This is a genomic window from Enterobacter sp. JBIWA003 (assembly GCF_019968825.1).
Taxonomy (GTDB): domain Bacteria; phylum Pseudomonadota; class Gammaproteobacteria; order Enterobacterales; family Enterobacteriaceae; genus Enterobacter; species Enterobacter quasiroggenkampii.
On the sequence record NZ_CP074170.1, the window covers coordinates 576,127 to 601,528 of the forward strand.

At 57.7% G+C, this 25,402-nt stretch carries 26 protein-coding genes; 19 read left to right on the forward strand and 7 right to left on the reverse strand.

Annotation, left to right across the window (positions count from 1 at the left end; translation table 11 throughout):
• Nucleotide 1 precedes the first annotated feature (1 nt).
• Nucleotides 2-346 carry a gamma-glutamylcyclotransferase gene (locus tag KGP25_RS02765; RefSeq protein ID WP_014830431.1) on the forward strand — a complete coding sequence of 115 codons (345 nt, stop codon included), beginning with the start codon at nt 2-4 and terminating at the stop codon, nt 344-346.
• 134 nt (nt 347-480) lie between these two features.
• Here the strand turns inward: KGP25_RS02765 and ppa are convergent, their stop codons facing one another.
• The gene (ppa, locus tag KGP25_RS02770; RefSeq protein WP_008501423.1) at nt 481-1,011 is read right to left on the reverse strand and encodes an inorganic diphosphatase; all 531 of its coding nucleotides are present in this window, start codon (nt 1,009-1,011) and stop codon (nt 481-483) included.
• Nucleotides 1,012-1,320: 309 nt separating this feature from the next.
• Here ppa and ytfQ point away from each other — a divergent pair, with 309 nt between their 5' ends.
• From ytfQ to KGP25_RS02795, 5 genes are all read left to right on the forward strand, one after another.
• The gene (gene ytfQ, locus KGP25_RS02775) at nt 1,321-2,277 is read left to right on the forward strand and encodes a galactofuranose ABC transporter substrate-binding protein YtfQ (protein WP_014882271.1); all 957 of its coding nucleotides are present in this window, start codon (nt 1,321-1,323) and stop codon (nt 2,275-2,277) included.
• 132 nt (nt 2,278-2,409) lie between these two features.
• Complete coding sequence (ytfR, locus tag KGP25_RS02780) at nt 2,410-3,912, forward strand: galactofuranose ABC transporter, ATP-binding protein YtfR (RefSeq protein ID WP_045908045.1); 1,503 nt, start codon at nt 2,410-2,412, stop codon at nt 3,910-3,912.
• 10 nt (nt 3,913-3,922) lie between these two features.
• The gene (gene ytfT / locus KGP25_RS02785) at nt 3,923-4,948 is read left to right on the forward strand and encodes a galactofuranose ABC transporter, ATP-binding protein YtfT (protein ID WP_181575560.1); all 1,026 of its coding nucleotides are present in this window, start codon (nt 3,923-3,925) and stop codon (nt 4,946-4,948) included.
• Entirely contained in the window at nt 4,935-5,936 is a 1,002-nt protein-coding gene (yjfF, locus tag KGP25_RS02790; RefSeq protein ID WP_021240694.1) for a galactofuranose ABC transporter, permease protein YjfF, read from the forward strand. The genes ytfT and yjfF overlap by 14 nt, the downstream gene beginning before the upstream one ends.
• A gap of 93 nt (nt 5,937-6,029) precedes the next feature.
• Nucleotides 6,030-7,601, forward strand: coding sequence for a methyl-accepting chemotaxis protein (locus KGP25_RS02795; protein ID WP_223539923.1), 1,572 nt, complete (start codon nt 6,030-6,032; stop codon nt 7,599-7,601).
• Here KGP25_RS02795 and KGP25_RS02800 read toward each other — a convergent pair.
• Complete coding sequence (locus tag KGP25_RS02800; protein WP_024907284.1) at nt 7,573-7,929, reverse strand: LysR family transcriptional regulator; 357 nt, start codon at nt 7,927-7,929, stop codon at nt 7,573-7,575. The genes KGP25_RS02795 and KGP25_RS02800 overlap by 29 nt on opposite strands.
• 150 nt (nt 7,930-8,079) lie before the next feature.
• Nucleotides 8,080-9,078, reverse strand: a complete 999-nt coding sequence (fbp, locus tag KGP25_RS02805; protein ID WP_008501416.1) for a class 1 fructose-bisphosphatase — start codon at nt 9,076-9,078, stop codon at nt 8,080-8,082.
• Nucleotides 9,079-9,275: 197 nt separating this feature from the next.
• On the opposite strand from fbp, the gene mpl reads away from it, so the two are divergent.
• Nucleotides 9,276-10,655, forward strand: coding sequence for a UDP-N-acetylmuramate:L-alanyl-gamma-D-glutamyl-meso-diaminopimelate ligase (mpl, locus tag KGP25_RS02810; RefSeq protein ID WP_223539924.1), 1,380 nt, complete (start codon nt 9,276-9,278; stop codon nt 10,653-10,655).
• 77 nt (nt 10,656-10,732) lie between these two features.
• Here the strand turns inward: mpl and yjgA are convergent, their stop codons facing one another.
• A complete protein-coding gene (gene yjgA, locus KGP25_RS02815) occupies nt 10,733-11,284 on the reverse strand; it encodes a ribosome biogenesis factor YjgA (RefSeq protein ID WP_008501414.1) in 552 nt (183 codons plus the stop codon).
• 95 nt (nt 11,285-11,379) lie between these two features.
• Between yjgA and pmbA the strand changes: the two genes are divergently transcribed.
• Nucleotides 11,380-12,732, forward strand: a complete 1,353-nt coding sequence (pmbA, locus tag KGP25_RS02820; RefSeq protein WP_032643854.1) for a metalloprotease PmbA — start codon at nt 11,380-11,382, stop codon at nt 12,730-12,732.
• 41 nt (nt 12,733-12,773) lie between these two features.
• Nucleotides 12,774-13,160: a cytochrome b562 gene (gene cybC, locus KGP25_RS02825; protein ID WP_008501412.1), complete on the forward strand. Its 387-nt coding sequence runs from the start codon at nt 12,774-12,776 to the stop codon at nt 13,158-13,160.
• A gap of 69 nt (nt 13,161-13,229) precedes the next feature.
• Here the strand turns inward: cybC and KGP25_RS02830 are convergent, their stop codons facing one another.
• Complete coding sequence (locus KGP25_RS02830) at nt 13,230-13,385, reverse strand: Hok/Gef family protein (RefSeq protein WP_008501411.1); 156 nt, start codon at nt 13,383-13,385, stop codon at nt 13,230-13,232.
• A 417-nt stretch (nt 13,386-13,802) separates the two neighbouring features.
• Between KGP25_RS02830 and KGP25_RS02835 the strand changes: the two genes are divergently transcribed.
• Genes KGP25_RS02835 through KGP25_RS02880 form a run of 10 tightly spaced genes read left to right on the forward strand, consistent with a single transcriptional unit; the run spans nt 13,803 to nt 22,377 of the window.
• A complete protein-coding gene (locus KGP25_RS02835) occupies nt 13,803-14,141 on the forward strand; it encodes a glycine dehydrogenase (protein ID WP_086374949.1) in 339 nt (112 codons plus the stop codon).
• A gap of 10 nt (nt 14,142-14,151) precedes the next feature.
• Entirely contained in the window at nt 14,152-14,514 is a 363-nt protein-coding gene (locus KGP25_RS02840; protein WP_023293430.1) for an SFCGS family glycine-rich protein, read from the forward strand.
• Nucleotides 14,515-14,516: 2 nt separating this feature from the next.
• On the forward strand, nt 14,517-14,816 hold the full coding sequence (locus KGP25_RS02845; RefSeq protein ID WP_006810338.1) for a DUF4312 family protein: 300 nt from the start codon (nt 14,517-14,519) through the stop codon (nt 14,814-14,816).
• Nucleotides 14,817-14,838: 22 nt separating this feature from the next.
• A complete protein-coding gene (locus KGP25_RS02850; protein ID WP_223539925.1) occupies nt 14,839-15,615 on the forward strand; it encodes a DUF4311 domain-containing protein in 777 nt (258 codons plus the stop codon).
• A 13-nt stretch (nt 15,616-15,628) separates the two neighbouring features.
• The gene (locus KGP25_RS02855; protein ID WP_003856081.1) at nt 15,629-16,270 is read left to right on the forward strand and encodes a DUF4310 family protein; all 642 of its coding nucleotides are present in this window, start codon (nt 15,629-15,631) and stop codon (nt 16,268-16,270) included.
• A 42-nt stretch (nt 16,271-16,312) separates the two neighbouring features.
• A complete protein-coding gene (locus KGP25_RS02860) occupies nt 16,313-17,446 on the forward strand; it encodes an amidohydrolase/deacetylase family metallohydrolase (RefSeq protein WP_223539926.1) in 1,134 nt (377 codons plus the stop codon).
• Nucleotides 17,430-18,548 carry a DgaE family pyridoxal phosphate-dependent ammonia lyase gene (locus KGP25_RS02865; protein WP_048225365.1) on the forward strand — a complete coding sequence of 373 codons (1,119 nt, stop codon included), beginning with the start codon at nt 17,430-17,432 and terminating at the stop codon, nt 18,546-18,548. Before KGP25_RS02860 ends, KGP25_RS02865 begins: the two co-directional genes overlap by 17 nt.
• The gene (locus tag KGP25_RS02870) at nt 18,545-19,285 is read left to right on the forward strand and encodes a KDGP aldolase family protein (RefSeq protein ID WP_024907273.1); all 741 of its coding nucleotides are present in this window, start codon (nt 18,545-18,547) and stop codon (nt 19,283-19,285) included. Before KGP25_RS02865 ends, KGP25_RS02870 begins: the two co-directional genes overlap by 4 nt.
• 25 nt (nt 19,286-19,310) lie before the next feature.
• Nucleotides 19,311-20,447 (forward strand): lactonase family protein, encoded by a 1,137-nt coding sequence (locus KGP25_RS02875; protein WP_048027937.1) that lies wholly within the window; start codon nt 19,311-19,313, stop codon nt 20,445-20,447.
• A 19-nt stretch (nt 20,448-20,466) separates the two neighbouring features.
• Entirely contained in the window at nt 20,467-22,377 is a 1,911-nt protein-coding gene (locus tag KGP25_RS02880) for a PRD domain-containing protein (RefSeq protein ID WP_223539927.1), read from the forward strand.
• Nucleotides 22,378-22,409: 32 nt separating this feature from the next.
• Here KGP25_RS02880 and nrdG read toward each other — a convergent pair whose 3' ends face one another.
• Together nrdG and nrdD are read right to left on the reverse strand one after the other, a co-directional pair.
• Nucleotides 22,410-22,874, reverse strand: a complete 465-nt coding sequence (gene nrdG / locus KGP25_RS02885; RefSeq protein ID WP_069720081.1) for an anaerobic ribonucleoside-triphosphate reductase-activating protein — start codon at nt 22,872-22,874, stop codon at nt 22,410-22,412.
• A 105-nt stretch (nt 22,875-22,979) separates the two neighbouring features.
• Nucleotides 22,980-25,118 carry an anaerobic ribonucleoside-triphosphate reductase gene (nrdD, locus tag KGP25_RS02890; RefSeq protein WP_223539928.1) on the reverse strand — a complete coding sequence of 713 codons (2,139 nt, stop codon included), beginning with the start codon at nt 25,116-25,118 and terminating at the stop codon, nt 22,980-22,982.
• Between the last annotated feature and the right edge of the window lie 284 nt (nt 25,119-25,402).

The window sequence follows — 25,402 nt, forward strand, 5'->3', positions numbered from 1 at the left end:
AATGCGAATATTTGTCTACGGCAGTTTACGAACCAAGCAAGGCAACAGTCACTGGATGACCAATGCCCTGCTGCTGGGGAATTACAATATCGAGAACTACCAGTTGTACAGCCTGGGCCACTATCCAGGCGCGGTTCCCGGCGAAGGAACAGTACAGGGTGAAGTTTATCGTATTGATAACGCGACACTTGCCGAACTTGATGCCTTGCGCACCAGGGGCGGTGAATACGCGCGCCAGTTGATCCAGACGCCGTACGGAAGTGCGTGGATGTATGTCTACCAGCGTCCGGTCGAAGGGTTAACGCGGATTGTAAGCGGTAACTGGTTAGACAGAGACCAGTACTGAAAAAAAACAACGCCACCGTGAGGTGGCGTTGTTTTTTTACGCCTCTTGCCGGGTGGCGCTGCGCTTACCCGGCCTACATTTCCAGCCACAAAAAAGCCCCGGCATGCGGGGCTTTTTTTAATCGGCAGTAAGAATTACTTCTTAGCAGCGCGTTCGAAAGAGGCGATGATTTCCGCTTTCGCTGCTTCTGCGTTGTCCCAGCCGTCAACTTTAACCCACTTGCCTTTTTCGAGGTCTTTGTAGTGCTCGAAGAAGTGAGTAATCTGCGCTTTCAGCAGCTCTGGCAGGTCGTTCACATCTTTGATGTGATCGTATTCTTTGCTCAGCTTGGTGTGCGGTACCGCAACCAGCTTCGCATCTTCACCGGATTCGTCGGTCATTTTCAGCACGCCAACAGGACGGCAGCGAATCACTGCACCTGGCTGCAGTGGGTATGGCGTTGGGACCAGCACGTCAACCGGGTCACCGTCCAGAGACAGGGTGTGGTTGATGTAACCGTAGTTGCACGGATAGAACATCGCGGTAGACATGAAACGGTCTACGAACAGGGCGCCGCTCTCTTTGTCCACTTCGTATTTGATCGGATCTGCGTTAGCCGGGATTTCGATAACTACGTAGATGTCTTCTGGCAGTTCTTTACCTGCTGGGACGTTGAGTAAGCTCATGTCGGTGTCCTTTAAAATGGATGGTAAACAAGTGGCAGGTATTATAGCCAACTCGCGCTGAATGTCTCCGCCTGTTTTCGCCTTCTCTCCACGTTATTCCCACTTTTCAGACCGATTCCATGACAGAAAAATCCATAAACTCAGCCGCATTTTTCATGGAGAAATGAAAGCGATTACAAACTTGTGATTAACGTTTTATTCACTTTTCTGAAGTGTGATGTAACGCAATTCGTTACATATTTCATGGGCTATAGTCATTCCGCAGAACATCTTTTAACCAACAATAACTCACCCTACGAGGACGTTCATATGTGGAAGCGCTTACTCCTGGTCACAGCCGTTTCGGCAGCCATGTCGTCTATGGCGATGGCCGCTCCCTTAACCGTAGGTTTTTCGCAAGTCGGCTCTGAATCTGGCTGGCGAGCGGCAGAAACCAACGTGGCGAAAAGCGAAGCTCAGAAACGCGGTATTACCCTGAAAATCGCCGATGGTCAGCAAAAACAAGAGAATCAGATCAAAGCCGTGCGCTCCTTTATCGCCCAGGGCGTGGATGCCATCTTTATTGCCCCCGTCGTGGCGACCGGCTGGGAACCCGTCCTGAAGGAAGCGAAAGACGCTGAGATCCCGGTCTTCCTCCTCGATCGTTCCATCGACGTCAAAGACAAATCTCTCTATATGACCACCGTGACGGCCAACAACGTGCTGGAAGGGCAGTTAATTGGTGACTGGCTGGTAAAACAGGTCGACGGCAAGCCGTGTAACGTCGTTGAACTGCAGGGTACCGTCGGGGCGAGCGTGGCCATCGACCGTAAAAAAGGCTTTGCTGAAGCCATCGCGAAAGCGCCAAACATCAAGATTATCCGCTCTCAGTCCGGCGACTTTACCCGCAGCAAAGGTAAAGAGGTCATGGAGAGCTTCATTAAGGCTGAAAACAACGGCAAGAACATCTGCATGGTTTACGCCCACAACGATGACATGGTGATCGGTGCGATTCAGGCCATTAAAGAAGCGGGCCTGAAGCCGGGCAAAGATATCCTCACCGGCTCTATCGACGGCGTGCCGGACATCTACAAAGCGATGATCGACGGCGAAGCCAACGCCAGCGTGGAGCTGACGCCAAACATGGCGGGCCCGGCATTCGACGCGCTGGAGAAATTCAAGAAAGACGGCACGATGCCGGAGAAAGTGACGGTCACCAAGTCCACCCTCTACCTGCCTGATACGGCGAAAGAAGAGTTAGAGAAGAAGAAAAATATGGGCTACTAAGACCCGCGCCCCTCACCCCAGCCCTCTCCCCGGAGGGGAGAGGGAGAAAGGCAGGGCGGAGCTGGATATTAACAACTGGCACGATCAATCCCCTCTCCCCTCCGGGGAGAGGGTCAGGGTGAGGGGGAAACCATGACCACTGAACAACACCAGGAAATCCTCCGCACAGAGGGCTTGAGTAAATTCTTTCCCGGCGTAAAGGCGCTGGATAACGTTGATTTCAGCCTGCGGCGCGGGGAGATCATGGCGCTGCTGGGCGAAAACGGCGCGGGAAAATCGACGCTGATTAAATCCCTGACCGGTGTTTATCACGCTGACCGCGGCACCATCTGGCTGGAAGGCAACGCCATTTCACCCAAAAACACCGCCCATGCCCAGCAGCTGGGGATCGGGACGGTCTATCAGGAAGTGAACCTGCTGCCGAATATGTCGGTGGCGGATAACCTGTTTATTGGCCGTGAGCCACGACGCTTTGGCCTGCTGCGCCGTAAAGAGATGGAGGCGCGGGCGACAACGCTGATGGAATCCTACGGCTTCTCCCTCGACGTCCGCGAGCCGCTGAACCGCTTTTCCGTGGCGATGCAGCAGATCGTCGCCATTTGTCGCGCCATCGATCTCTCCGCAAAGGTGCTGATCCTCGACGAACCCACCGCCAGCCTCGATACCCAGGAGGTGGAGATGCTCTTTACCCTGATGCGCCAGCTGCGCGATCAGGGCGTCAGCCTGATCTTCGTTACCCATTTCCTCGATCAGGTGTATGAGGTGAGCGATCGCATTACGGTGCTGCGCAACGGCAGCTTTGTCGGCTGCCGCGAAACCCGCGAGCTGCCGCAGATCGAGCTGGTCAAAATGATGCTGGGCCGTGAGCTGGAGACCAACGCCCTTCAGCGCGCGGGCCGCACGCTGCTGAGCGAGAAGCCGGTCGCCGCGTTCAGCGATTACGGTAAAAAAGGGGTCATCTCGCCGTTTAACCTTGAGGTGCGGCCAGGCGAAATTGTCGGGCTGGCGGGCCTGTTAGGCTCGGGTCGAACCGAGACCGCCGAGGTGATCTTTGGGATCAAGCCGGCCGACAGCGGCAGCGCGCTGATCAAGGGCAAACCGCAAACCCTGCGATCGCCGCATCAGGCCTCCTGTCTCGGCGTCGGCTTCTGCCCGGAGGACCGGAAAACGGACGGCATTATTGCCGCGGCCTCGGTGCGGGAAAATATCATTCTGGCGCTACAGGCCCAGCGCGGCTGGCTGCGGCCTATCCCTCGCAAAGAGCAGAACGCCATTGCCGAGCGGTTTATCCGCCAGCTCGGCATCCGCACCCCGAGCGCGGAACAGCCCATTGAATTTCTCTCCGGCGGTAACCAGCAGAAAGTGCTGCTGTCGCGCTGGCTGCTGACCAAACCCCAGTTCCTGATCCTCGACGAACCGACCCGCGGCATTGACGTGGGGGCGCACGCCGAAATTATCCGGCTTATCGAAACGCTGTGTGCGGACGGTCTGGCGCTGCTGGTCATTTCGTCCGAGCTGGAAGAGCTGGTGGGCTATGCCGATCGCGTCATCATCATGCGCGATCGTAAACAGGTGGCAGAGATCCCGCTGGATAAGCTGTCCGTTCCGGCGATCATGAATGCCATCGCGGCATAAGGAGTGAATCGTGATGTCCCGTTCGCTTTCGCAAACCGGTGAGTCAAAGCGCCGCTTCAGCTGGCCGACCGGCACGCCGCAAATCGCGGCGCTGCTGGTGGTGTTGCTGGTTGATAGCCTGGTTGCCCCGCATTTCTTCCAGATCATCGTGCAGGATGGCCGCCTGTTTGGCAGCCCGATAGACATTTTAAACCGTGCCGCGCCCGTGGCGCTGCTGGCCATCGGGATGACGCTGGTGATTGCCACCGGCGGGATTGACCTCTCCGTCGGCGCGGTGATGGCTATCGCCGGGGCCACGGCCGCCTCCATGACCGTGGCCGGGCACAGCCTGCCGGTGGTCCTGCTGGCAGCCTTAGGTACCGGCGTGCTGGCCGGGTTATGGAACGGTATTCTGGTGGCGGTGCTGAAAATCCAGCCCTTTGTCGCCACGCTGATTTTAATGGTAGCCGGGCGTGGCGTCGCGCAGCTGATTACCTCCGGACAGATTGTTACCTTCAACTCACCGAGCCTGGCGTGGCTCGGCAGCGGCAACCTTCTGTTCTTCCCGACGCCAGTGATTATTGCCCTGGTGACGTTAGTGGTGTTCTGGCTTTTCACCCGCAAAACGGCACTGGGCATGTTCATTGAGGCCGTCGGGATCAACATCCGCGCCGCGCGCAACGCCGGGGTCAACACGCGGCTGATGGTGATGCTGACCTACGTGCTGAGCGGTATCTGCGCCGCCATCGCCGGGGTGATCGTCGCGGCGGATATCCGCGGAGCCGATGCCAACAACGCCGGGCTCTGGCTGGAGCTGGATGCGATCCTGGCGGTGGTCATCGGCGGCGGGTCGCTGATGGGCGGACGCTTTAACCTGCTGCTCTCGGTGATCGGCGCGCTGATCATTCAGGGCATGAACACCGGGATCCTGCTCTCCGGTTTCCAGCCGGAACTCAACCAGGTGGTGAAAGCGGTGGTCGTGCTCTGCGTGCTGATCGTCCAGTCGCCGCGCTTTGTCAGCATCATTAAGGGGATCCGTGGCCATGATAAAACGTAATTTACCGCTAATGATCACGCTGGGCGTGTTTGTGCTGGGCTACCTCTACTGTCTGACGCAGTTCCCCGGCTTTGCCTCGACGCGCGTGATCTGCAATATCCTGACCGATAACGCCTTTTTAGGCATCATCGCCGTCGGCATGACCTTTGTGATCCTCTCCGGCGGGATCGACCTCTCCGTCGGCTCGGTGATCGCGTTTACGGGCGTATTCCTCGCAAAGGCGATCGGCTTCTGGGGCATCTCGCCGCTGGTGGCGTTTCCGCTGGTGCTGGTGATGGGCTGCGCGTTTGGCGCCTTTATGGGGCTGCTGATCGACGCGTTAAAGATTCCGGCGTTTATTATTACCCTCGCGGGAATGTTCTTCCTCCGTGGGGTGAGCTACCTGGTGTCGGAAGAGTCGATTCCGATTAACCATCCGGTGTACGACACGCTCTCCAGCCTGGCGTGGAAAATCCCCGGCGGCGGCCGCCTGAGCGCGATGGGGTTGCTGATGCTGGGCGTGGTCGTCATTGGCATCTTCCTTGCTCACCGTACCCGGTTTGGCAATCAGGTTTACGCCATTGGCGGCAACGCCACGTCGGCCAACCTGATGGGGATCTCGACCCGCAGCACCACCATCCGCATCTATATGCTCTCGACCGGCCTGGCGACGCTGGCGGGTATCGTCTTCTCGGTATACACCCAGGCGGGCTATGCCCTCGCAGGCGTGGGCGTTGAGCTGGATGCGATTGCTTCTGTGGTCATCGGCGGCACGCTACTCAGCGGCGGCGTGGGGACGGTGCTGGGGACGCTGTTCGGCGTGGCGATTCAGGGGCTGATACAAACCTATATCAACTTTGACGGCACGCTCAGCTCCTGGTGGACGAAGATCGCCATCGGCATTCTGCTGTTTATTTTTATTGCCCTACAGCGTGGTCTGACGGTGCTCTGGGAGAACCGTCAAAGCTCGCCTGTTACCCGCGTGAACACATCGGTAACAGAGCGATAACACGCTGAATTTGCTTAAAGTCTAAACATTTTCCGGTAGCGGCCGATACTCTTTTTTTATGCCCAGAAATATCTCGCTACCGGAAATAATATCATGCTGAAAACGCTATCGATTCGTACCGGCTTGCTCTCTTTACTGGCCGTTATGACCCTTCTGCTGCTGATTGTCAGCGGCATTGGCATTTATGCCCTCACACAGAGTTCTTCTTCGCTGCAGCGTATTAATCACCTTCAGGGTGAGCAAATGGTGCAGCTTAATTCAGGCTATACGCTGATCCTCCGCGCGCGCAATGAAGCGGGTCAGGCCGTCCGCATGATGGAAATCGGCATGCTGGACGATGCGGCCAACGCGGTAAAAAACATCAACCAGGAAGTCGCCCTGGCCCAGAAAATGCTGAAGGGCGTGATCGACGGCGGCGTGGCTGACGAGCAGGGGCAACAGCTGCTCAATAAGGTGGCGGCCAGCCTGGGGGCGTATACCCAGCAGGGGATCAACCCGATGCTGAAAACCCTCAATGACCAGAGCGCGGACGGGTATTACGATCTGCTGGAGAAGACGCTGATCCCGCTGGCGTCAACGTTCGATAATGACATGCAGGCGTTTCAGAAATGGAGCGAAGCGCGAGGTCTGGCGGAAGTGAGTGCCGTGCAGGCGAGCAAAACCCGCGTCCTGATCCTGATTATCGTGGCGGCGCTGCTGACGGCGGGCATTATTGTGCTGGCCTGGCTGGCGCTGCGCCATATGCTGCTCAAGCCGCTCTCGGCGTCGATTGCTCAACTGGAGAATGTAGCAGCGGGCGATTTAACCCATACGCTGGCTGCACCCGCGAGCCAGGAGTTTAACCGCCTTAACGCGGTGATAGAGGAGATGCGTCAGTCGCTGATGAACTCGGTTCTGCGGGTACGCGATGCCAGCGCGCAGATTGACACCGGCAGCCGCGAGCTGACGCTGGGAAACCGGGATCTTGCCGAGCGTACGGAATCCACCGCCACGTCGCTGGAGCAGACGGCGGCCAGCATGGAACAGATCACCGCCACGGTGAAGCTCAACGCCGATAACGCCGAGCAGGCGCACCAGCTGGCGAAATCGGTGTCCGACACGGCCGATCACGGCAGTGAAATGGTCTGCTACGTGATTGAAAAAATGCGCGATATCTCCGGCAGTTCGGCGCGTATCGCTGACATCCTGAGCGTCATCGACGGCATTGCCTTCCAGACCAATATTCTGGCGCTTAACGCCTCCGTGGAAGCGGCGCGTGCGGGCGAGCAGGGGCGCGGTTTTGCCGTCGTCGCGGGCGAGGTGCGCAACCTTGCCAGCCGCAGCGCCGACGCGGCGAAAGAGATTCGAACGCTTATCGGCGACTCGCAGACCCACGTTAACGAGGGCAGCGAGTTGGCCCAGCAGGCTGGCGAAACGATGGACGAGATCGCAACCGAAGTGCTGCGTATGACCAAACTGATGCGTGAGATTGCGACCGCGTCTCATGAGCAGAGCCGCGGCATTGAGCAGGTGAATATTGCGGTGAACCAGATGGACGAAACCGCGCAGCAGAATGCGGCGCTGGTGCAGCAATCCTCTGCCGCGACCCGCTCCCTTGAGGAGCAGTCGCGTCAGCTGATGGAAGCCATGTCATCATTCAAAGTGACGACTCAGAACGCGGCATAATATTACCCAGCCCCGGTACGTTCTGTGCCGGGGTTTTATTCCTTCCGGAATTAAGCGCCCCGATATTATCGTGAATTTCACCCATTAATATTTCCAGCGAACTGGTTAAGGCTAACGCTTTTTCAGTCGGTTCAAGATATAAACCTTTACGGAAAAATAACGGCTCATCAAAGAGTTGATTAAAACGCTTTAATGCCAGACTCACCGCAGGACGGGACATCTCCAGACGCAAAGAGGCCTTTGCCATGCTGCCGCAGCGGACGATTTCAATAAATACAGGGATAAGATTTAAATCAATACCGGTATTAGCACGGGAATAATTTTTCATTGCGATTCTGCTCCACGAAATATCTGTCAAACTGTTATGGAAATAATGCAGGAGCAGTGGCGAAGATTAAAGCATGTTTTTTATAAACACTTATACGGTAAAATATATAAATGACCAGGGGAGCCGGATCGGCTCCCCTGAAGAGAGGGATTATGCGTCCGGGTACTCACGGATGAAACGTTCGACATCTTCAACCATGTGGTTGTTGCCGACGAAGAATGAACGGCGCTGGTGAAGGCTTTCCGGCACGATCTCCAGAATACGCTCTTTACCGTCGCTCGCCTTGCCGCCCGCCTGTTCGGCCAGGAACGCCATCGGGTTGCATTCGTACAGCAGACGCAGTTTCCCGTCCGGGTGGCTGGCGGTGCTTGGGTAGAGGTAGATGCCGCCTTTCAGCAGGTTACGGTGGAAATCCGCGACCAGGGAGCCAATATAGCGGGACGTGTAAGGGCGCTGCGTCGCTTTATCTTCTTCCTGGCAGAATTTGATGTACTTCTTCACGCCGTTCGGGAAGCGGATGTAGTTGCCTTCGTTGATGGAGTAGGTGTTACCCTTCTCCGGGAAGCGCATGCGTTCCTGGCTCAGACAGAAAACGCCCAGGGAAGGATCGTACGTAAAGGCGTGTACGCCGCACCCGGTGGTGTACACCAGCATGGTGGAAGAGCCATAAACCACGTAACCAGCAGCAACCTGATTAATGCCCGGCTGCAGGAAATCTTCTTCGGTCACCGGCGTGCCAACAGGCGTGACGCGGCGGTAGATGGAGAAAATGGTACCGACAGAAACGTTAACGTCGATGTTGGAGGAGCCGTCGAGCGGATCCATCAGAACAACGTATTTCGCGTGTTCACACCCTTCGAAAACAACAATTTCATCTTCTTCTTCGGAGGCGATACCCGCAACGATGTCGCGCGCGCGCAGTGCAGCTTTCAGTTTTTCATTTGCGAACAGATCGAGTTTCTGCTGAACCTCGCCCTGAACGTTCTCGGCACCGCTGGCACCCAGGATATCGACCAGACCGGCCTTGTTGATATCACGGTGGATGATCTTAGCGCCCAGCTTTATTGCCGACAGCAAAGCAGTGAGTTCACCGGTAGCATGAGAGAACTCGTGCTGCTTTTCGACAATAAATTCACCTAACGTTTTCATAACACTTTCCCTGCATCTTTGTGAGTAGAGCGATTGTATGTTCACTAAAACGACTAAAGCCCAACAATCTTAACAAATATTCAAATAGTAGCGCAGAGGTGAATCGCGCCAGCAGGATACGGATTTTCCTGAAATGCGTTTCACACCCGCTGACATGTGAGTAAAATGTGCGCCACATTGAAGAAGGATAGTGACGTATGCGCATTCATATATTGGGGATTTGTGGCACTTTCATGGGCGGACTGGCAATGCTGGCGCGCTCGCTGGGCCATGAGGTGACAGGTTCGGACGCCAATGTGTATCCGCCAATGAGCACACTTCTGGAGAAACAGGGCATCGCTTTAATTCAGGGCTACGATGCCAGCCAGCTGGATCCTGAGCCGGATCTGGTGATCATTGGCAACGCCATGACCCGCGGTAACCCGTGCGTTGAGGCGGTACTGGAACGCAATATCCCGTTCATGTCCGGTCCGCAGTGGCTGCATGACTTCGTCCTGCGTGACCGCTGGGTAGTTGCCGTTGCCGGTACACACGGCAAAACGACTACCGCGGGCATGGCGACCTGGATCCTCGAAGCCTGCGGCTATAAGCCGGGCTTCGTCATCGGCGGCGTACCGGGCAACTTTGACGTTTCTGCGCGCCTGGGGGACAGCCCGTTCTTTGTGATCGAAGCCGACGAGTATGACTGCGCGTTCTTCGACAAGCGCTCTAAGTTCGTGCATTACTGCCCGCGCACGCTGATCCTCAATAATCTTGAGTTTGACCACGCGGATATTTTTGACGACCTGAAGGCCATTCAGAAACAGTTCCACCACCTGGTGCGCATTGTTCCAGGCCAGGGCCGCATCATCCTGCCGGAAAACGACATTAACCTGAAGCAGACCCTGGCAATGGGCTGCTGGAGCGAGCAGGAGCTGGTGGGCGAGCAGGGCCACTGGCAGGCGAAGAAACTCAATGCCGATGCCTCCGAGTGGGAAGTGCTGCTCGACGGTGAAAAGGTGGGTGAGGTGAAGTGGGGCCTGGTGGGCGAACACAATATGCACAACGGCCTGATGGCGATTGCTGCAGCGCGTCACGTGGGCGTTCAGCCTGCGGATGCGGCGAATGCGCTGGGCTCGTTTATCAATGCCCGCCGCCGTCTGGAACTGCGCGGTGAAGCTCACGGCGTCACCGTGTATGACGATTTCGCGCACCACCCAACGGCCATTCTGGCCACGCTTGCCGCCCTGCGTGGCAAAGTTGGCGGTACCGCGCGCATTCTGGCGGTGCTGGAACCACGCTCGAACACCATGAAGATGGGCATTTGCAAAGACGATCTCGCGCCGTCGTTAGGACGTGCCGATGAAGTCTTCCTGCTGCAGCCGCAGCATATTCCGTGGCAGGTCGCGGAAGTGGCCGATGCCTGCATTCAGCCGGCACACTGGAGTGCAGATGTGGATGCGCTCGCGGATATGGTGGTGAAAGCCGCTCAGCCTGGCGACCATATTCTGGTGATGAGCAACGGCGGTTTTGGTGGGATCCATCAGAAGCTGCTGGACGGGCTGGCGAAGAAAGCGGAAGCGGCCGCCGACGAGTAAAAAAAAGCCCGGTGGCGCTTGCGCTTACCGGGCCTACGTTCTTTTCCCCCTCGCCCCTCCGGGGTGAGGGGAACGGATTACTCTTCGTTCTCAGACAGCTCGCGCAGATACTGGAAAATCAGGCGCGCAGACTTCGGCGGCTTATTCCCTTCTTTCTCTTTCTTCGCGTTGCGGATCAAGGAACGCAGCTGCTGGCGGTCGGCATCCGGCCACAGGTTCAGCACTTCCGGTACGGCGTCATCACCCTGTTCAATCAGACGATCGCGGATCTGCTCCAGCTTGTGGAACAGTGCAACCTGCTGGTTGTGGCGGTTTTTCAGCTTGTCCAGCGCCTGGCGGATCGGATCAACATCGCGCTGACGCAGCATTTTCCCGATAAGCTGAAGCTGGCGACGACGGCCTTCTTTTTTGATTTTCTGTGCCAGTTCAATGGCATCGCGCAGATCCTGGTCGAGCGGGATCTTATCCAGCGCGTTTTTACCCAGTTCTACCATTTCCGCGCCAAGCTGTTTTAACTCTTCGGCGTCACGTTTAATTTCACTTTTACTGACCCAGATGATCTCATCATCTTCGTCTTCGATGTCATCACCGGGAACGTCGTCGAGCCAGTCTTCGGGCTGCTTAGTCATGTCAGGCTCCTTAAAAAAAGAGGCTAATGTTACCAGTTAAGACGCGCACTGAAAAACGGTTCTCTGTTAGACTTCAGTTAACTCTCTCTTACAGTATGGCATTTGCGATGAAAGTAACCTCACAAGTTGAAGCGCAGCGTAAGATTCTGGAAGAAGCCGTCTCCACCGCGCTGATGCTTGCTTCAGAAAAATCAGATGGCGCCGAAGTGGCGGTCAGCAAAACCACCGGCATTAGCGTGAGCACCCGCTATGGCGAAGTGGAGAATGTTGAATTCAACAGCGACGGCGCGCTGGGTATCACGGTATACCACCAGAATCGCAAAGGCAGTGCGTCATCCACCGATCTCAGTCCGGATGCCATCGCCCGTACGGTGCAGGCCGCGCTGGATATCGCCCGTTACACCTCGCCGGATCCTTACGCCGGCGTGGCCGATAAAGACCTGCTGGCGTTTGACGCGCCGGATCTCGATCTGTTCCACCCGGCGGAAGTGACCCCGGACGAAGCCATTGAACTGGCCGCGCGCGCCGAGCAGGCTTCCCTGCAGGCCGATAAGCGCATCACCAATACCGAAGGCGGCAGCTTCAATAGCCATTACGGCATCAAAGTCTTTGGCAACAGCCACGGCATGCTGCAGGGCTACTGCTCTACCCGCCACTCGCTCTCCAGCTGCGTCATCGCCGAAGAGAACGGTGACATGGAGCGCGACTACGCCTACACCATTGGCCGTGCGCTGGGGGATTTGCAGTCTCCGGAGTGGGTAGGCAAAGAATGTGCTGAACGCACGCTGTCTCGCCTGTCGCCGCGTAAACTCTCCACCATGAAAGCCCCGGTGATTTTTGCCAATGAAGTGGCGACCGGTCTGTTTGGCCATCTGGTGGGCGCGATTGCGGGCGGCTCCGTTTACCGTAAATCAACCTTCCTGCTCGACTCGCTGGGCAAGCAGATCCTGCCGGAATGGCTGACCATCGAAGAACATCCGCACCTGCTGAAAGGGCTGGCCTCCACGCCGTTCGACAGCGAAGGCGTGCGCACCGAGCGTCGTGACATTGTCAAAGACGGCGTGCTGACCCAGTGGCTGCTGACCAACTACTCTGCGCGCAAGCTGGGGCTGAAAAGCACCGGGCACGCGGGCGGCATTCACAACTGGCGCATTGCCGGACAGGGCCTCAACTTTGAGCAGATGTTGAAGGAGATGGGCACCGGTCTGGTGGTGACCGAGCTGATGGGGCAGGGCGTCAGCGGCATCACCGGAGACTACTCTCGCGGTGCGGCGGGTTTCTGGGTGGAAAACGGTGAAATCCAGTATCCGGTGAGCGAAATTACCATCGCTGGCAATCTGAAGGATATGTGGCGCAATATCGTTACGGTCGGTAACGATATTGAAACACGCAGCAATATACAGTGTGGTTCTGTATTACTTCCGGAAATGAAAATCGCCGGTCAGTAATACCCGTAAAGGCGTTTCAATAATAAAAAAGGAAGTGAGCAATGCGTAAACATCTGTTAGCGATCGTCGCAGCTTCAACGCTGGTTCTTGGCTCTTCTGCGTTTGCTGCCGATCTTGAAGACGACATGGGCATCCTCGGTCAAAACCTGAAGGTGGTGCAGAAAACTGACAATGCGGCGGAAATGAAAGACGCGCTGACCAAAATGCGTGAAGCGGCGCTGGACGCCCAAAAAGCGACGCCGCCGAAGCTGGAAAGCAAAGCGGCAGACAGTGCAGAGATGAAAGACTACCGCCACGGCTTTGACGTGCTGGTCGGCCAGATCGACGGCGCGCTGAAGCTCGCTAACGAAGGCAAAGTGAAGGAAGCCCAGGCGGCGGCCGAGCAGTTTGTGACCACGCGCAATACGTACCACAAAAAGTATCGTTAATTGGGTGCCTGAGCTGTACGTCCTTCCCCGTATGCGGAGGCGCATGACGCGCCCCCGCATCCTTGCTCCCTACTGGCCGGAGCGACAATCCATCCGCGCTGTCACTTCAAGCGAGCCGTTTCGAAAACGGATTTCGCACAGTGTTTTCCTCGTCACCAGCGTTAAGATGATTATTGTCAAAGCAATAATCATCAAAACCCCGATACTTGGGGATTGGCGTTTCATGGATGCCTCCTTGCTTTAAAGCGGGCGAGGTAGCGAACTCCACGGTCGTGACGTGTCGTTTCGAGCCCCCGCCCTGATTTTCTATCAGGCGGGGCTTTCCACTTTCCGTCCCATGCCTGAGACGGTCAGTCTCAAGCACCCGCCGCCACTCTACCCAATCCCCATAAGAAAACCTTATCCACGTCACATTTCTACGAGCCTGCTCGGAATCTTTTCCACTCTGCTTACCCGTTCGTTCCCGCGTAATAGCGTGATATTCATCACGCGAATACATTGATTTATCCAGATTCGGCGCATTTATGTGGCACAGATCACTGCTGCGGCTCGCCTTTCCACTTCGAAGTGGAAAACAACTCGCTACAAACCCGTCCCTCCCACCGTTAGTTTTAATCCAGAGCCATTAACGGGGTAAGACCAGTGATTAACGGAGCGGTAATGAACGACGTTGGGGAACAGGCGGTGCAAACAGATCAACTCGCAAACACCATGCTGCAGCAGGTCTATGCCCTGCTGGCCCGGAACAACATCATCCCCAATGCAGTACAGGAGCAGATGCTCACCTCCCACGTGCGCGCCATGGCGCACCGGTCCGTGACCGGCGAGCCGCTACCGGAGGTTGAAGCAGAGCTGTTTGACGAAATTTCACCGGATTCAATGCGGCTTGCCCGTGAAGTGGTCGCGCAGTTTGGCAACCTTCCTGATGAAGAAGCCTGGCTGCTCTCCGTTCACTTTGAAGTCGCAAAAGACAACCTTTAAGGAGCAACACATGGAACAGATTACAGTCGTGATTGGCGATCGCCTGGGTAAAGGTCAGAAAGTGGCTGCCGGTGTGGAAAAAGCAGGTGGACGCGCGGTTGTCGTACCGGGCATGGCGGCAGACATGAAGCTGGGCGACGTAATGAAAGCGGAAAACGCCACCTTCGGCATCTCCTTCTGCGGCAGCGGCGGCGCGGGTGCCATCACCGCCCAGACCAAGTATGGCTACAAAGCCAAATACGGCATGCGTTCCGTGGAAGAGGGCGTGACTGCCATCAACGAAGGCTGCAACGTGCTGGGCTTTGGCTTTATGGATAAAGAAGAGCTTGGCGAGCGTCTGGTACAGGCGTGGCAGAAGAAATACGGCGCATAAGCATGAAAGAACAGTTCACAACCACGGTGAGAGTGAAGGGGAAGGGCGACGCCAAAGCGCGCGCCTTTGCCGACGCGCTCAACCACGTTCAGGCCGCGGTGATGAAAGCCTCACCGCATATCTTACTGCGTATTGAGCCACAGGATGTGCAGGTCGTTCAGGCGCAAGAAGCGGTGCGTAAAGAAGCGTTTCTGTTCTTCTTTCTGCGCCGGGAAAGACGCACCTACAGCGTGGAGCTGGATGTGACCGTCAACGTGACAGCCATCAATCTCGACCAGGTGGATTTCGTCACGCAACGCTGATTATTCATAAAAGGGCAGACTGATGTTCTTAATTATATTAATGAAATCGCTCATCATTGGCGGCCTGGTTGGCGTCGGTGTGGGCGCCGGGGCTGCACGCATGTTTCATGCGCCTACCACTCAGGGTATGGGCGCGTTTCGTACGTTGGGGGAACTGAACTCCTGTGAAGGGGATCCGGCGTCCCACTTCTCCTTTGGGTTAGGTTTCTTCTTTAACGCCTGGGCCTCTTCCGTGGCCGCAGGGGCTTTCACACAGGACGTTGACCACCGCATCATCCCGAACTGGGGTGCGGCTGCACTGATGATCAAAAACCGTAACGTCGGCGAAACGCTGCACGATCCCCGCAAAATGGCGATTGCCTGCGGCGTGATCGGCATGATCGTCGTGACCTTCCTTAACCTGACCGCCTCCTCCGTTCCCGCAGCGCTTCAGGTCACCGCCGTGAAGGTGCTGGTGCCGGCGGCAAACCTGCTGGTGAACACCGTGATGCCGGTGATCTTCTGGCTGGCAGCCATCGATGCGGGTAAAAAATCGGGCTTCTGGGCCACCATCTTCGGCGGCGCGGCGCAGTTGATTATGGGCAACGCCGTACCGGGCCTGGTGCTGGGGATCCTGATCGGGAAAGGCGTGGAAGAGAGCGGCTGGAACCACGTCACCAAAGTGATGATGGCGGCTATCGTGCTGCTCTTCGTGCTGAGCGGCTTCTTCCGCGGCTTCGACATGAAGATGATCGAATCCTTCCATCTGACCGTGCCGAACTGGCTCGACATGATCCACAACTCGCTCAGCGGTAAATAACAGGAGCCTCTAAATGGAACAGAATAAAGGTTTTTGGTATGCCGACTGGTCGTTCCCGATCTTCGTTGGCCTGCTCTCCTCCGGCGTGTTTGCCGGGACGCACATGTACTACCTCTACGGCATCGGCGCGTTTAACGAAGTGGCCTTCGTGGCGATGCTGAAAGCGGGTATTGATACCGGCGTTTACGGCGCGGTGGCGGCGTTTGGCGCGAGCTTCCTGTTCGCCCGTATTATCGAAGGGTCGCTGGTCGGTATTCTCGACATTGGCGGGGCGATCCAGACCGGCGTAGGCCTCGGCGTACCGGCGCTGCTGCTGGGCGCGGGGATCATGTTCCCGGTGACCAACTTCATTGCTTCGCTGATCACCGGCCTGGTGATTGGTCTGGCGATTGGCTACGTCATCATCCTGGCGCGTAAGTTCACCATCAACCAGAGCAACTCCACCTACGGCGCAGACGTGATGATGGGCGCGGGCAACGCCTCCGGCCGCTTCCTCGGGCCGTTGATCATCCTCAGCGCCATGACCGCCTCCATTCCGATCGGCGTCGGCTCGCTGGTGGGTGCGCTGCTGTTCTACATCTGGCAGAAGCCGATTACCGGTGGCGCTATCCTCGGCGCGATGATTCTGGGCTGGCTGTTCCCGGTTGCCCTTTAATACCCGCGGGCGCGCTGGCGCCCGCCTTATCAGGAGATCCTCATGTTTGATTTACTCCTGCGCCGTGCGCGCCTCACCGACGATACCCTGACCGATATCGCCATTCAGGACGGGAAAATCGCGGCGCTGGGCGAGATTAACGCGCCCGCGCATAAAACGGTTGAGCTGAACGGTGAAGTGTTCGTCAGCGCAGGCTGGATTGACTCCCACGTACACTGCTACCCGAATTCCCCGATTTACCACGACGAACCCGACAGCGTGGGCGTTGCCACCGGCGTCACCACCGTAGTGGACGCGGGCAGCACCGGCGCCGACGATGTGGACGATTTCTATGAGATCACCCGCAAGGCCTCCACCGAGGTTTTTGCTCTGCTGAACATCTCCCGCGTGGGGCTGATTGCCCAGAACGAGCTGGCCAATATGGCCAATGTTGATGCCGACGCGGTGAAGCAGGCGGTGAAGCGCCACCCTGATTTTATCGTCGGCCTGAAGGCGCGTATGAGCAGCAGCGTGGTCGGTGAAAACGGCATCACGCCGCTGGCGCGCGCGAAAGCGATTCAGAAAGAGAACGGCGACCTGCCGCTGATGGTGCACATCGGCAACAACCCGCCAAATCTCGACGAAATCGCCGAACTCCTGAGTTCCGGCGACATCATTACCCACTGCTATAACGGCAAGCCTAACCGCATTCTGACGCCCTCGGGCGAGCTGCGCGCCTCCATATCCTCTGCCCTGAAGCGCGGCGTGCGTCTGGACGTGGGGCACGGCACGGCGAGCTTTAGCTTTGAGGTGGCAAAACGCGCTATCGCGATGGGCATTCTGCCGCACACCATCAGCTCAGATATCTACTGCCGCAACCGCATCAACGGCCCGGTGGGCTCGCTGGCAAGCGTGATGTCGAAGTTTCTCGCCATCGGCATGTCATTGCCGCAGGTGATTGACTGCGTCACGGCGAACGCCGCCGACGGCCTGCGCCTGACGCGCAAGGGCCGCATTCAGCCGGGTCTCGACGCCGACCTGACGCTATTCATCCTCAAACGTCAGCCGACGGTGCTGACGGATGCCGAAAACGACAGCCTGCAGGCTGAACACATTCTGGTGCCGCTTGCCGCGATCCGCGCGGGCAAGGGCTACATGACCGAACAAGGGAGCACGGAAAATGCCTTCGATTTATGAGAAGTACCGCTTAAAGCAGGTTATCAACACCTCTGGCCGCATGACGGCGCTGGGCGTCTCCACGCCGCGTCCGGAGGTGGTACAGGCGGCGATGGACGGCATGAATCACTATTTCGAGATGAAGGATCTGGTCAATAAAACCGGGGAGTACATCGCGAAGCTGCTGGATGTGGAAGGGGCGACGGTCGTCTCCTGCGCGTCGGCGGGCATTGCCCAGTCCGTTGCGGCGGTGCTGGTCAAAGACAGCGACTGGCTGCTGGAAAATCTGCACATCACCCCGATTGAGAACAACGAAATCGTGCTGCCGAAAGGCCACAACGTGAACTTTGGCGCGCCGGTGGGCACCATGGTCGCGCTGGGCGGCGGCAGGCTGGTGGAGGCGGGCTACGCCAACGAATGTTCCGCCGATCAGCTAGCGGCGGCGATCACCCCGCGCACGGCGGCGATCCTCTATATCAAATCTCACCACTGCGTGCAGAAAAGCATGCTCAGCGTCGAGCAGGCGGCCGTTGTCGCGCGTAAACACGACTTGCCGCTCATCGTTGATGCCGCGGCGGAAGAAGATCTGCATGTTTACTACCGCTCCGGCGCGGACCTGGTGATCTACAGCGGCGCGAAGGCGATCGAAGGCCCAACCAGCGGGCTGGTGATCGGCAAAACCCAGTATGTTGAGTGGGTCAAACGCCAGACGGCGGGGATTGGCCGCGCCATGAAGGTGGGTAAAGAGGGCATTCTTGGCCTGACCTGCGCCATCGAACACTATCTGACGGCCACCAAAGAGAGCGGCGCCGAGATGGTAGCGAAAATGACGCCGTTTATCGAGGCGCTCAACACCCTGAACGGTGTGACCGCGCGCGTGGTCTGGGACAGCGCCGGACGCGACATCGCCCGCACCGAGATTAAATTTGACGAAGCCACCACCGGCGTCGGCACGGGTGACCTGGTGGCGAAGCTGAAGCAGGGCGAATACGCCATTTACTTCCGTGGCTACAAGGCCAACGAAGGGATTATCGAAGCGGATGTGCGCAGCGTGAATGCTGATCAGCTGAACATCGTGTACCGCCGCATTAGCGAAGTGTTAGGACAGGAGAAAAACGCATGAAACTGACCCCCAACTTTTACCGTGACCGCGTCTGTCTGAACGTGCTGGCAGGGTCGAAAGCCAACGCCAGCGCCATCTACGAGGCGGCGGAAGGTCATGTGCTGGTGGGCGTGCTCTCCAAAAATTACCCGGACGTGGCCAGCGCGGTAGCGGATATGCGCGAGTACGCGGCGCTGATTGATAACGCGCTCTCCGTTGGGCTGGGCGCGGGCGACCCGAACCAGTCGGCGATGGTGAGCGAGATCTCCCGTCAGGTGCAGCCGCAGCACGTCAACCAGGTCTTTACCGGCGTGGCTACCAGCCGCGCGCTGCTGGGGCAGAACGAGTCCGTGGTCAACGGTCTGGTCTCCCCGACCGGCACCGTCGGAATGGTGAAAATCTCCACCGGCCCGCTGAGCAGCGCAGCGCCGGACGGCATCGTGCCGGTTGAAACGGCGATTGCCCTGCTGAAAGATTTCGGCGGCAGCTCTATCAAATACTTCCCGATGGGCGGCCTGAAGTGCCGTGACGAGTACAAAGCGGTGGCGGAAGCCTGCGCCCGTCACGACTTCTGGCTGGAGCCGACCGGAGGTATCGATCTGGAAAACTATGAGGAGATCCTGCAGATCGCCCTCGACGCGGGCGTGAGCAAAATCATCCCGCATATCTACAGCTCGATTATCGACAAAGCCAGCGGTGATACGCGTCCGGAAGATGTGCGTACCCTGCTGGCGATGACGAAGAAGCTGGTGAAGTAGAACTCACATATATACAGGAGCCACCATGCACACCCGTACCTTGCTTGTCGCTTCACTCTCGATGCTCGCCACCGCCGCTGTCGCCCAGACGCAATATGCCTGGGTGGGTACCTATAATCCGAACGGTGAAGGGTTGTACCGTTTTACTGTTAACCCGCAAACCGGCGCGCTGAACGATAAAACGCTGGTGAGCAAACTGCCGAATGCGGCGCAGCTGACCCTTTCACAGGACGGCAAAACGCTGTATCTGGCAAGCGAAGTGGAGCAGGGCGTGGTGCAGGCGCTGCGCGTCGGTGATAACGGTGAGCTGCGCGAGCTCAATCAGGTGGCCTCCGGCGGTGCCGGGCCGGTGTATCTCTCCCTGACGCCGAACGGCCAGCATCTGCTGGTGGCGAACTATGTCAGCGGCTCAATTGCCGTTTTACCCGTCAACGCAGACGGCAGCCTGGGTGAAGCCACGGACAAACATCAGGATCAAGGCGAACCGGGCGCGGCGAAGCCCGAAGCTGCTGCGGAGGGCAGTTTCGCGATCAGCGATCATAACGGCCCCCATGCGCACATGATCGCCGCCGATCCGAGCGGGAAATACGTGTTTTCCACCGATCTTGGGCTGGATCGCATCTATCAGTACCGTTTTGACGATCGGACAGGAAAGCTGACGCCGAACGACCCGCCGTTTATCAGCGCCTCCTCGAAAGGCGCCGGGCCGCGCCACTTTGTCTTTACGCCGAAGGGCGATGCCCTGTGGCTGATTAACGAAGAGGCGTCTACGCTCACCCGGTATACCGTGAACGCCAACGGCACCCTGAAAGAGGATAAAACGGTTTCTGCCCTGCCGGAAGGTTACAAAGGCACCAGCTTTGCTGCCGGGCTCGCATTAAGCGCCGATGGCAAACAGCTGTATGTGGCTAACCGTTTGCATAACAGCATCGGGCACTTTACCGTAACAGCAGAGGGCACGCTGACGCATCAGGATGACGTGTGGACGCGTGGTGATTATCCCCGCACCCTGACGCTCGATAAGCAGGGACGCTGGCTGTACGTCATGAACCAGCGCAGCGACAACATTACCCGTTTCCGCGTGGCGCAGGACGGGAAATTGAGCTTCGAACCGGACTATACCCCGGTCGGCAGCCCATCCCAGATGGTCATTTCACCTTAAGCTGTTAGAGGACAACGACGTGCGATTTCCGAACCAACGTTTAGCGCAACTTTTCGATCTGTTGCAAAACGAGACGCTGCCGCAGGACGAGCTGGCGCAGCGGCTGTCGGTCTCCACGCGAACCGTCCGTGCGGATATCACCGCCCTGAACGCGCTGCTGGCCAGCCACGGCGCGCAGTTTATCCTGAGCCGGGGCAACGGCTACCAGCTCAAAATTGAGGATGCCGAGCGCTATCAGCAGCTTCAGGCATCCCACCCGCGCGCGCTGCGTATCCCACGGACCGGGCCGGAGCGCGTGCATTATCTGGTGGTGCGTTTTCTCACCTCGGCGTTTTCGCTTAAGCTGGAGGATCTGGCGGACGAGTGGTTCGTCAGCCGCGCCACGCTGCAAAGCGACATGGCGGAGGTACGCGAGTGGTTTCATCGTTACAACCTGACGCTGGAAACCCGTCCGCGCCATGGGATGAAGCTGTTTGGCAGCGAGATGTCGACCCGCGCGTGCCTGACCGATCTGCTCTGGGAGCTGGCGCAGCAGGACAGCCTGAACCCGCTGGTGACCGACGTGGCGCTGAATGCGGGCGTGGCGGAGCAGATGGTGCCGGTGCTGCACGACGCCTTGACGCGTCATCACATTCGCCTGACCGATGAAGGCGAGCTGTTCCTGCGCCTGTACTGCGCGGTGTCGGTACGTCGCATCAGCGAAGGTTACCCGCTGCCGGAATTCCATGCCGAAGACGTGGAAGAGAACGTGCTCGAGGCGGCGAAGGATATCGCGGTGACCATCCAGCAGCTGGCGGGCAAAACGCTTTCGCCGTCGGAGGAGAGCTGGCTGTGCGTGCACATTGCGGCGCGGCAGATCCAGGAGATCGCGCCCAGCGCGATTAATGCCGATGACGATGAAGCGCTGGTCAACTACATCCTGCGCTACATCAACACCCACTATAACTACAACCTGCTTAGCGACGCGCAGCTGCACGCGGATCTGCTGACGCATATTAAAACCATGATCACCCGCGTGCGGTATCAAATCATGATCCCCAATCCGCTGCTGGATAACATCAAGCAGCACTACCCGATGGCGTGGGACATGACGCTGGCCGCGGTGTCGAGCTGGGGCAAATACACGCCGTATGTGATCAGCGAAAACGAGATTGGTTTCCTGGTGCTGCATATTGGTGTCGGACTGGAGCGCCACTACAACATTGGCTATCAGCGTCAGCCGCGCGTGCTGCTGGTATGCGACGCCGGTAATGCGATGGTGCGCATGATTGAGGCGGTGCTGCAGCGTAAATACCCGCAGATTGAGGTAACGCGCACGCTCACCCTGCGCGAGTACGAGCTGGCGGAAACGATTGGCGAAGACTTTGTGATCGCCACCGCCCGCGTCAGCGAAAAGTCAAAACCGGTGGTGATGATCGCTCCGTTCCCGACCGACTATCAGTTAGAACAGATTGGCAAACTGGTGCTGGTGGACCGCACCCGCCCGTGGATGCTGGATAAATACTTCGACGCGGCCCACTTCCGCATTATCGACAAGCCGATCGATCAGCAGACGCTGTTCCGCGAGCTGTGTGAACAGCTTGAGGCCGAAGGCTTTGTTGGCGCGGAGTTTCTGGATTCGGTTGTTGAGCGTGAAGCTATCGTCAGCACCATGCTCGGCGACGGCATCGCGCTGCCGCACTCCCTCGGCCTGCTGGCGCAGAAAACGGTGGTCTACACCGTGCTGGCTCCGCACGGCGTGCAGTGGGGCGACGAAACCGCGCACGTCATCTTCCTGCTTGCCATCAGCAAAAGCGAATACGAAGAGGCGATGGCGATTTACGATATCTTCGTCACCTTCCTGCGCGAGCGGGCGATGTCACGTCTCTGTAGCTGCGAGGATTTTGCCGGCTTTAAGGCGGTGGCGATGGAGAGTTTGAGTCGTTTTTGAGATAAGGGCGGATGGATAACATCCGCCTTTGATCAACGCAAATGATGCACAACCTGGTTGCTGCTGCCGCGCCAGATGAGCGCCGGGTCTTTTAAATCCTGCATGAACTTGCCGTCGACCAGCACGTTAATCAGATCCACGACTTCCATTTGCTGCGCGTTCAGCTCATCCAGCTTGTAGCCTGTCCAGACCCAGATATCTTTTCCCGAGCACTCGCGGCGAATGCGCTTCACCAGCTTCAAAATATCCTGCACGTTTTGCGGATGCAGCGGATCGCCGCCGGAGAGCGAAATTCCCTGGCGGTGAATGCGCGTGTCGTTCAGGTCGCTGATGATTTTATCTTCCATCTCCGTGGTGAACGGCTTGCCGGAATTCAGGCGCCAGGTGCTTTTGTTGTAGCAGCCGGGGCATTCGTGGACGCAGCCTGAGACGAACAGGGTGCAGCGGGTGCCGGGGCCGTTGACGATGTCGACGGGGTAGTACTGGTGATAGTTCATCGCGAATAACCACGCCGGGTGGCGCTGCGCTTACCCGGCCTACAAAAGAGAGCGGTCCGTAGGCCCGGTAAGCGCAGCGCCACCGGGCATTAACGTGGCAGCGGATTAACCGATCTGTCCATTCCCCAGATGCTTCACGCGGCGCTTCACCTCTTCCTGTTTGCCAGCGTTAAACGGACGGGCGTCCGGGCTGCCGAGATAGCCGCACACGCGGCGGGTCACGGAGACGCGGGCCGCATCGTGGTTGCCGCATTTCGGGCAGGTAAAGCCTTTACTCGTACATTCAAACTCGCCGGTAAAGCCGCACTCGTAGCACTCGTCGATAGGCGTGTTGGTCCCGTAATACGGCACGTGCTGGTAGCTGTAATCCCACACGTCCTCCAGCGCCTTCAGGTTGTGCTGAATGTTCGGGTACTCGCCGTAGCAGATGAAGCCGCCGCTGGCGATCGGCGGATACGCCGCTTCGAAGTCGATCTTGTCGTACGGGTTCACCTTCTTCTCCACATCGAGGTGGAAGCTGTTGGTGTAGTACCCTTTGTCGGTCACGCCTTCCACAATCCCGAACTCGGCGGTGTCCAGACGGCAGAAGCGGTCGCACAGGTTCTCGCTTGGGGTGCTATACAGGCTGAACCCGTAGCCGGTTTCCTCTTTCCACTGGTCTACCGCGTCGCGCAGGCGCTGAACGATGGCGATGCCTTTCTCACGCAGGGCTTCGCTGTCGTACATGTGCGTATCGCCAAACAGCGCGTTGATGGTTTCGTGAATGCCGATGTAGCCCAGCGAAATCGACGCGCGACCGTTTTTGAAGATCTCAGACACGTCATCGTCCGCCTTCAGGCGCACGCCACAGGCCCCTTCCATATAGAGGATCGGCGCGACGCGGGCTTTGACCCCTTCCAGACGGGCAATACGGGTCATCAGCGCCTTACGCGCCAGCTGCAGGCGCTCGTCCAGCAGCGCCCAGAAGGCGTCTTCATTGCCTTTCGCTTCCAGCGCGATGCGCGGCAGGTTGAGGCTGATCACGCCGAGGTTGTTGCGCCCGTCGTGGATCTGCTCGCCGTTTTCATCCTCGTACACGCCGAGGAAGCTGCGGCAGCCCATTGGCGTTTTAAACGAACCGGTGACCTTCACCACCTGATCGTAGTTCAGGATGTCCGGATACATGCGCTTGCTCGCGCACTCCAGCGCCAGCTGTTTGATATCGTAGTTTGGATCGCCAAACTTGTGGTTCAGGCCGTCGCGAATCGCGAACACCAGTTTCGGGAACACGGCGGTTTTACGGTTTTTGCCGAGGCCGGAAATACGGTTGCGCAGGATCGACTGCTGGATCAGGCGTGATTCCCAGCTGGTGCCCAGGCCAAAGCCGAAGGTTACAAACGGCGTCTGGCCGTTGGCGGTGTGCAGCGTGTTCACCTCATATTCCAGCGACTGGAAGGCGTCGTAGCACTCTTTCTCGGTACGGGAATGCGCATAGCCGTCCGCGTCCGGAATCTGCCACTCGTCAGCCGTTTTACGGTGCTTGTTGAAGCTCGCCGTCACGAACGGGGCCAGCACTTCATCAATGCGGTTAATGGTGGTGCCGCCGTAAATATGGCTGGCGACCTGGGCGATAATCTGCGCCGTGACCGCGGTGGCCGTGGAGATCGACTTAGGCGGTTCAATCTCCGCGTTACCCATTTTAAAACCGTGGGTCAGCATGCCTTTCAGATCGATCAGCATGCAGTTGAACATCGGGAAGAACGGCGAATAGTCGAGATCGTGGTAGTGGATCTCGCCGCGCTCGTGCGCCGAGACCACGTCGCGCGGCAGCAGATGCTGACGGGCATAGTGTTTGGCGACGATACCGGCCAGCAGATCGCGCTGGGTGGGGATCACTTTACTGTCTTTGTTGGCGTTTTCATTGAGCAGGGCGGAGTTGGTCTGCTCCACCAGGCCACGGATCTCCTGGTTCAGGCGGCCGCGCTTCTCGCGCTGCACGTCTCGATCGTGGCGGTACTCAATGTAGGCGCGCGCCAGCTGCTTGTAAGGCCCTGCCATGAGCTGGTTCTCAACCGCGGTCTGGATCTCGTTGATATCAACCTGGCTGCGTTCATTCATCTGGCTGCTAACGACTTCTGCGACGGTGGCGCAGTAATCTGCGTCATCGACTCCCGCTGCTTTAGCTGCACGCAGAATGGCTTCCTGGATGCGCTCTGATTTAAACGGCACTTTACAGCCATCACGTTTCATCACATGCGGTGTCATGATCACTCCATTTTTGAAAACAGGTTATCCACAGAGGTGGAGAAGTATTCACCGGACGCATTTCCCGCCAGGCCAAAGACTTCCCGCGTTCCCAGCTCGTGTTATCCACAATTCCGGCCAGCGTAAGCGCCGTCTTGTTGTTGGAATAGTAGACGATAAATACAAGATGTTGGGTCGGCGTGCATTTTAAGTGCTACATATAGTGATTTGCATCAAACATGTTTGCGATTTATTTGATTCAGAACAAAGTAAAAAGACGAGAGTACAAACGACGGGCGCTTCAG